This is a genomic window from Leucobacter chromiiresistens (genome assembly GCF_001477055.1).
GTDB classification, from domain to species: domain Bacteria; phylum Actinomycetota; class Actinomycetes; order Actinomycetales; family Microbacteriaceae; genus Leucobacter; species Leucobacter chromiiresistens_A.
Map to the genome: position 1 here is coordinate 1 of NZ_LDRK01000029.1, position 7,277 is coordinate 7,277.

Annotated in this window: 7 protein-coding genes; 1 reads left to right on the plus strand and 6 read right to left on the minus strand. The window is 70.9% G+C overall.

From position 1 onward, the window contains the following. The 4 genes from NS354_RS06495 to NS354_RS06510 all read right to left on the minus strand — a co-directional run. The coding region (locus NS354_RS06495; RefSeq protein WP_153002130.1) for an MFS transporter at positions 1–359 on the minus strand (359 nt) is incomplete at its 3' end. Positions 360–531: 172 nt separating this feature from the next. Next, complete coding sequence (locus NS354_RS06500; RefSeq protein WP_058593766.1) at positions 532–1,212, minus strand: FadR/GntR family transcriptional regulator; 681 nt, start codon at positions 1,210–1,212, stop codon at positions 532–534. Continuing rightward, positions 1,209–2,696, minus strand: coding sequence for a rhamnulokinase (locus NS354_RS06505; protein ID WP_058593767.1), 1,488 nt, complete (start codon positions 2,694–2,696; stop codon positions 1,209–1,211). Before NS354_RS06505 ends, NS354_RS06500 begins: the two co-directional genes overlap by 4 nt. Continuing rightward, the gene (locus NS354_RS06510) at positions 2,693–4,735 is read right to left on the minus strand and encodes a bifunctional rhamnulose-1-phosphate aldolase/short-chain dehydrogenase (protein WP_058593768.1); all 2,043 of its coding nucleotides are present in this window, start codon (positions 4,733–4,735) and stop codon (positions 2,693–2,695) included. The genes NS354_RS06505 and NS354_RS06510 overlap by 4 nt, the downstream gene beginning before the upstream one ends. Positions 4,736–4,875: 140 nt before the next feature. On the opposite strand from NS354_RS06510, the gene NS354_RS06515 reads away from it, so the two are divergent. Continuing rightward, on the plus strand, positions 4,876–5,673 hold the full coding sequence (locus NS354_RS06515) for a DeoR/GlpR family DNA-binding transcription regulator (RefSeq protein ID WP_058593769.1): 798 nt from the start codon (positions 4,876–4,878) through the stop codon (positions 5,671–5,673). Between the two features lie 134 nt (positions 5,674–5,807). Here the strand turns inward: NS354_RS06515 and rhaI are convergent, their stop codons facing one another. Both rhaI and NS354_RS06525 read right to left on the minus strand, forming a co-directional pair. Beyond that, positions 5,808–6,977: an L-rhamnose isomerase gene (gene rhaI, locus NS354_RS06520; RefSeq protein ID WP_058593770.1), complete on the minus strand. Its 1,170-nt coding sequence runs from the start codon at positions 6,975–6,977 to the stop codon at positions 5,808–5,810. 30 nt (positions 6,978–7,007) lie between these two features. Beyond that, a partial coding sequence (locus NS354_RS06525; protein WP_058593771.1) for an L-rhamnose mutarotase occupies positions 7,008–7,277 on the minus strand: 270 nt, incomplete at its 5' end.

Here is a 7,277-nt window from a genome sequence, read left to right on the forward strand (position 1 = left end):
GGCGCGGCGACGCCGATGGCGGCGTAGTCGGGCAGCAGGCCGATGGCGACGGTGCCGCCGCCCATGAGCGTCAGCGTGATGAAGAGGGTCTTCTTGCGGCCGATGCGGTCGCCGATGTGTGAGAAGAGGATGCCGCCGAGGGGGCGGAAGAAGAAGGTGAGCGAGAACGAGACGAACGCGAGCATGGTCGACACGAACTCGTTGTCGCTCGGGAAGTAGAGCTTGTTGAAGACGAGCGCGGCGACGGTCCCGTAGACGAGGAAGTCGAACCACTCGATCACGCTGCCGCTGAGGCTGCCGAGGAGGACGCGGTAGTTGATGCCCGACGCCTCGTCGGGCTGTGCTGCGGGGGTCGTCATGTCGTCTCTCCCTTGAGATCGTCGGATCGTGGAACTGTCATCTCTGCGAAACCATTGTGGTCGGACCATGTGGTATGACCACAAGTAGTGTAGGCGCGGCATTCGCGATCCGTCAATCCGGGCAGGGGAGGAGCGGGCGGAGAGCCGGGGATCAGCCGGGATCAGCTCGGGATCAGCGGGCGGTCTCGAAGTAGTACCCGCGGATGTGCGCGCGGATCCGCTCGACGGCGGTATCGCGGTCGCCGGCGCGCAGGCTCTCGAGGATGCCGCGGTGCTCCGCGCGCAGGCGCTCCGCCGTGCGCGTCCAGTCGGGCAGCGCCTGCGCGCGCTCCAGCGTGTGGTCGGCGATCGAGACGCGCAGGGCATCCATGAGCGTGCTCGTCAGCGGGTTGTTCGCCGCGCGCGAGAGCAGCACGTGGAACTCGGCGTCGAGGGGCAGGAACTCCTCGACCGGCAGATCGGGGTCGTCCATCCGGTCGAGCAGGAGGCCCGCCCGCTCCCAGTCGCCGCGGCCCGGGTCCGAGTGCTCGGCCGCCCAGCTCTCGAGCAGCAGGCGCATCTCGTAGACGTGGTTGTGCTCCACCTGGCTCGTCGCGAGCTGCAGGTTCAATGCGAGCGTGAGCGCCTGCTCGGGGGAGGCCGTGATGATGGTGCCCGATCGCGGGCCGGAGCCCGTCGCCGTGCGGATCGTGCCCAGGGCTTCGAGCACGCGCAGCGCCTCGCGCAGCGAGCTGCGGGAGACCTGCAGCGCCTCGGCGAGCGCGCGCTCGCCGGGCAGGTGGTCGCCGATGTGCAGCCGCCCGCTCCGCAGCTCCTCGGTCACCCACTCCATGACCGCCTCATGAGCTTTCATCGCTCTCGATTATCGCAGTCCGCGCCCGCGCGTGCGCCCGCGGCGGGAGCGTAGCGGATCGGGGCGGTGGATCGCGCCACGACCGCGCGCAGCTCGGCGAGACCGGGGCCGATGAGACCGAGCGTCTGCGCCTGGATGAGCAGGTTGCCCATCGCGGTCGCCTCGACGGGCCCCGCGAGCACGTCGAGCCCGGAGCGGTCTGCGAGGCGCTGGCAGAGCAGCGTGTTCTGGGATCCGCCGCCGACGACGTGGATGGTCGACACGTCGCGATCCGCCAGTCGGCTCGCGGTCTCGACGGCGTCGGCGAACGCCGCCGCGAGGCTCTCGGTGATGGAGCGCACGATCTCGACGCGCCCCTCGGGGGCCCGCTCGCCGCGCGCCTCGAACCAGCGCACGATGCGGTCGGGCAGGTCTCCCGGGGGGAAGAACCCGGGGTCGTTCGCGTCGAACACCGGCACGTCGCCGGTGAGCTTCGCCGCTTCGGCGAGCAGCTCGCCGAGCAGGCTCGACCGCTGCGCGTTCGTCGCAGCGGGCTCCCAGTGGCGCAGCGACTCGGAGAACAGCCAGGTGCCCATCACGTTGTGCAGGAAGCGGGTGGTGCCCTCGATGCCGCCCTCATTGGTGAAGTTCGCGCGGCGGGCGGCGTCCGTCAGCACTGGCGCGTCGAGCTCGAGGCCGACGAGCCCCCAGGTGCCGCACGAGATGTAGGCGAAGTCGGATCGCGTGGCCGGCACCGCTGCGACGGCCGAGGCGGTGTCGTGCGAGGCGACCGCGACGACGTCGATCCCGCGGCCGATGACCGACGCCGCGTTCCCCGTGACCCTGCCGAGGCGCGTGCCGGCGTCGATGAGGGGCGGCAGGATGCCCGCCGGGATGCCGACCGCGTCGGCGAGCTCGAGATCCCACTCGCGGGTGCGCGGGTCGAGCAGACCGGTCGTCGATGCATTGCTCCGCTCCGCCGCCTCGACGCCCGTGAGCCAGAAGTTCAGCAGGTCGGGCACGAGCAGCGCGCGGTCGGCGACGTCGAGCAGGCCGTCCTCCGCGGCGAGCTGGAAGATCGTGTTGAACGTGAGATGCTGCAGCCCGTTGCGCGCGTACAGGCGGTCTGCCGGGATGCGCGCGTGCACCGCCGAGACCCCGGCGTCGCAGCGGGCGTCCCGATAGTGGTACGGGATGCCGAGCAGGCGGCCGCGGCGCAGCAGGCCGTAGTCGACGGCCCACGAGTCGATGCCGATCGACGCGATCTCGCCCGGTGCGCCGCGCTCGGCGGCCGCGAGCCCCTGCAGCGCCTGGTGGTAGAGCTCGAGGAAGTTCCAGTGCAGGCCGTCGCTCGTGCGCACGGGATCGTTCGCGAACCGGGCGACGTGCTGGGTGCGCAGCTGCGCGCCGTCCGCCCCCTGCTCGATGCGCCCGACGATCACGCGCCCGCTCGTCGCGCCGAGATCGACGGCGGCGACCGCCGATCCCCCCGCCGTGCCGGTCATCGCAGGAACGCGGCGGCGACGCCGGAGTCGACCGGGATGTGGAGGCCCGTGGTGCGGGTGAGCTCGGGGCCGGTGAGCACGTACACCGCGTCGGCGACGTTCTCGGGCACCACCTCGCGCTTCAGAATGGTGCGGTTCGCGTAGAACTGGCCGAGATCCTCCTCCTTGACGCCGTAGGTCGCGGCGCGGTTCGCGCCCCAGCCGGCGGCGAAGATGCCCGAGCCGCGCACCACGCCGTCGGGGTTGATGCCGTTGACGCGGATGCCGTGCTCGCCGAGTTCGACCGCGAGGAGGCGCACCTGGTGGGCCTGGTCGGCCTTCGTCGCCGAGTACGCGATGTTGTTGGGGCCGGCGAAGACGCTGTTCTTCGACGAGATGTAGATGACGTCGCCCCCGAGCTTCTGCGCGATCATGGCGCGAGCGGCGGCCTGGGAGACGAGGAAGGATCCCTTCGCCATGACGTCGTGCTGCAGGTTCCAGTCGGCCTCGGTGGTGTCGAGCAGCGACTTCGAGAGCGAGAGCCCCGCGTTGTTCACGACGAGGTCGATGCCGCCGAAGGCGAGCACCGCGGCGTCGATCGCGTGCTGCACGGCCGTCGCGTCGGCGACGTTCGCGGCCACGCCGATGGCGACGTCGGTGCTCCCCAGCTCGGCTGCAGCGGCCTGAGCCTTCTCGAGGTCCAGATCGGCGACCACGACGCACGCGCCCTCGGCGGCGAGGCGTGTGGCGATCGCCTTGCCGATGCCCGATGCGGCGCCGGTGACGAACGCGATGCGGCCCTGATGCGACTTCGGCTTCGGCATGCGCTGCAGCTTCGCCTCCTCGAGCGCCCAGTACTCGATGCGGAACTTCTCGGCGTCGCTGATGGGGGCGTAGGAGGAGAGCGCCTCGGCGCCGCGCATCACGTTGATCGCGTTGACGTAGAACTCGCCCGCGACCCGTGCGGTCTGCTTGTTGGCGCCGTAGCTGAACATGCCGACGCCGGGGATCAGCACGATGAGCGGATCGGCGCCGCGCATCGCCGGGCTCGACTCGTCGGCGTGCGCCTCGTAGTAGGCGCGGTAGTCGTCGCGGTACGCCTCGTGCAGCTCGTGCAGTCGGGCGACCTGATCCTCGACCGATGCGGTCGCCGGCAGGTCGAGCACGAGCGGCTTCACCTTGGTGCGGAGGAAGTGATCGGGGCAGCTCGTGCCGAGGGCGGCGAGCGGGGCGAGCTTCTCCCGCGACAGGAAGTCGAGCACTGCATCGGCGTCGGTGAAGTGGCCGACCATCGGCTTGTCGGTGCTCGCGATGCCGCGCACCACGGGGGCGAGCTGCGCGGCCCGTGCGAGGCGCTCCTCCTGCGGCAGCGGCTCGAACCCGGCGACGACGCCGCCGAAGGGCTCGGGCGCGCCGTGCTCGGCGATGTAGGCGGCGGCGGTGTCGATGATCCAGAGGGAGTGCTGCTCGCTCTGCTCGCTCGTGTCGCCCCAGGCCGTGATGCCGTGGCCGCCGAGGATGCAGCCGATCGCCTCGGGGTGCTCGGCCTTGATCGCGGCGATGTCGAGGCCGAGCTGGAAGCCGGGGCGGCGCCACGGCACCCACACGACCTTGTCGCCGAAGATCTTCCGGGTGAGCTCCTCGCCGTCGGCGGCGGTCGCGATCGCGATGCCGGAGTCGGGGTGCAGGTGGTCGACGTGCGCGGCGTCGACGAGGCCGTGCATGGCGGTGTCGATGGAGGGGGCGGCCCCGCCCTTTCCGTGGAGGCAGTAGTCGAGCGCGGCGACCATCTCGTCCTCCCGCTCGAGCCCGGGGTAGACGTCGACGAGCGCGCGGAGGCGGTCGACCCGCAGCGTGGAGAGGCCGGTGGCGGTGAGCGTGCCGAGGTCGCCGCCCGACCCCTTCACCCACATGAGCTCGATGTCGTCGCCCGTGACGGGGTCTGTCGCGACCCCCTTCGCCGAGGTGTTGCCGCCCGCGAAGTTGGTGTTCTTCTTATCGGCGCCGAGTCGGTTCGATCGGGCGAGGAGAGCCTGGGCAGTGGGATCGATGTGCGTCATTGGCGGCCTTTCGAGCTCGGAGATTGCGCCCAGCATAAGCGCATCCGATTTCGAATGCAATAGTTCAAAGTTGCGTTCGAAAGTCCCATCGCTTTCGAAGCTCGCTTTCGCCGGGCGGATCGCGATAGAGTAACCCCACTATGACGGCAACGGCAGCGCAGCGCGACGAGCGGATCCTCGGGCTCCTCGAGGGGCGCGAGCTCGTCTCCGTCGGCGAGCTCGCCGCGAGCGTCGGCGTCTCGGCCGTGACGATGCGCAAAGACCTCGACCGCCTCTCCCGCAGCGCCGTCATCGAGCGCGTGCGGGGCGGAGCCCGGCTGCGGACCGCCGAGGAGGGCCCGCTCGCCGAGCGACTGGGCCATCGGGTCGGGGCGAAGCGGGCCGTGGCGCGGAGCGCCGCCGACCTCGTCGGCGCGGACGCCGTGATCGCGATCGACTCGTCGTCGACCGGGTACTACCTCGCCCTCGAACTGGCTGACCGCACCGACCTCACGATCGTGACGAACTCGCTGCGGGTCGCGGCGCAGCTGGCCGAGCGCGCAGGGCCCGCGATCGTGGTGCTCGGCGGCACCGTGCGGCGCACGTCGCACTCGACCGTCGGGTTCCCCGCCGAGCTGCTGCGGGGCTACGGCACGATCGACCTTGCCTTTCTCGGCGTCTCCGCGCTGTCGCCCGAGCAGGGGCTGCTCGAGCGCTCCTTCTCCGAGGCGGAGACGAAGCGCGCGATGGCGTCGGCCGCCGAGCTCGTGATCGGGCTCTTCGACTCGTCGAAGGCTTCGGGCTTCGGGCAGCACAGCGTCGTTCCGGCCGCCGCTGTCGATCGCCTCATCACCGACGACGAGTTCGACGAAGCCGATGCGGCGCCGTGGCGCGCGCTCGGCGTGACCGTCGACCGCGCGGCCCAGGCCGCCCCTCGGCCCGCCGCCGCCCGCCGCTGAGCGGCGCCCGCCGCCCGCGAAACCTGCGAGCGGGGTCACTTTCCGTGCGTGTCGGAACGCGACACGCACCAGAAGTGACCCCGCTCGTGGGGTTTGGAGGGAGGGGCGGCGGGAACGCGGCGGTTGGAAAGCCCCTACGCGCCCCAGCCGGCCTGGTCGCCGCCCACACGGTCGGCGTTGATGCGCTGCTGATAGCCCGAGGCGGCGTAGGCGGCCATCGGATCCGCGGGCAGGCCGCGCGATTCGCGCCACTCGGCGAGGGCCGGCCGCACGTCGGTGTAGAAGGCGTCCATCATGACGGCGTTCGCACCGAGCACGTCGCCCGCGCGCTGGGCGCCCGCCAGCGCCTCGCGGTCGAGCAGCAGGGCGCGGGCCGTCATCTCCTGCACGTTGAGCACGGAGCGGATCTGACCGGGGATCTTCTCCTCGACGTTGTGGCACTGGTCCAGCATGAACGCCACGTCGGGGTTGTTCAGCCCGCCCCCGCGCACCACCTCGACGAGGATGCGGAAGAGCTGGAACGGGTCGGCGGCCCCGACGATCAGGTCGTCGTCGGCGTAGAAGCGGCTGTTGAAGTCGAACGAGCCGAGCCTTCCGAGGCGCAGCAGCTGCATCACGATGAACTCGATGTTCGTGCCGGGGGCGTGGTGGCCGGTGTCGAGGCAGACCATGGCGCGGTCGCCGAGCGACACGACCTGCGCGTACGAGGTGCCCCAGTCCGGAACGTCGGTGTGGTAGAACGCGGGCTCGAAGAACTTGTACTCGAGCACGAGGCGCTGGTCGGCGGAGAGCCGTGCGTAGATCTCCTGGAGCGATTCCTGCAGGCGATCCTGACGGCCCCGCATGTCGGCCTGGCCCGGGTAGTTCGACCCCTCGGCGAGCCAGATCTTCAGGTCGCGCGACCCGGTCTCGTCCATGACGTCGATGCACTGCAGGTGGTGATCGATGGCCTTCCGGCGGATCGCGGCGTCCTCGTGGGTGAGCGCCCCGAACTTGTAGTCGTCGTCCTGGAAGGTGTTCGAGTTGATGGTGCCGAGGCGCACCCCGAGGTCTTCGGCGTGCGCGCGGAGCGCGGAGAAGTCGTCGACGAGGTCCCACGGGATGTGGAGTGCGACCGTGGGCGCGAGGCCGGTGTGGCGGTTGACCTCTGCGGCGTCGGCGATCTTCTCGAAGGTGTCGCGGGGGGTGCCGGGCGTACCGAACACCTTGAACCGGGTGCCCGAGTTGCCGTAGGCCCAGGAGGGGACCTCGACAGCCTGCTGCTCGAGGGCGCCGAGGATTTCGGGAGTCAGCTGGGTGCTCATGGTGGTGTGCGCTTTCTGTCTGGTGCTGCGCTATGCGCGATTCGAGCCCGCGTGGTGGCGCGCGAGTTGGTCTTCGAGGTGGAACACCTCGGTGAGTCGGGGGGCCTCCTGGTCGGGGCGGCCGGTCGAGGCGACGAAGTAGTCGGCCATCTGCGCCTCCCATGCGGCGGTGCGGGGGTCGGCTGCGAGCGCCCGCTGGGCGGCGGCGTCGTCGTCGGTCTCGTAGTAGCCGATGAGCAGCCCGTCGGGGCGGAGGAAGAGGGAGTAGTTGCGGCGCCCCGCGTCGGCGATCGCCTGCAG

Coding starts and splice junctions, on each gene's coding strand:
- NS354_RS06500 (WP_058593766.1), bottom strand. CDS start 1,212: ATGAAAGCTCATGAGGCGGTCATGGAGTGGGTGACCGAGGAGCTGCGG.
- NS354_RS06505 (WP_058593767.1), bottom strand. CDS start 2,696: ATGACCGGCACGGCGGGGGGATCGGCGGTCGCCGCCGTCGATCTCGGC.
- NS354_RS06510 (WP_058593768.1), bottom strand. CDS start 4,735: ATGACGCACATCGATCCCACTGCCCAGGCTCTCCTCGCCCGATCGAAC.
- NS354_RS06515 (WP_058593769.1), top strand. CDS start 4,876: ATGACGGCAACGGCAGCGCAGCGCGACGAGCGGATCCTCGGGCTCCTC.
- rhaI (WP_058593770.1), bottom strand. CDS start 6,977: ATGAGCACCCAGCTGACTCCCGAAATCCTCGGCGCCCTCGAGCAGCAG.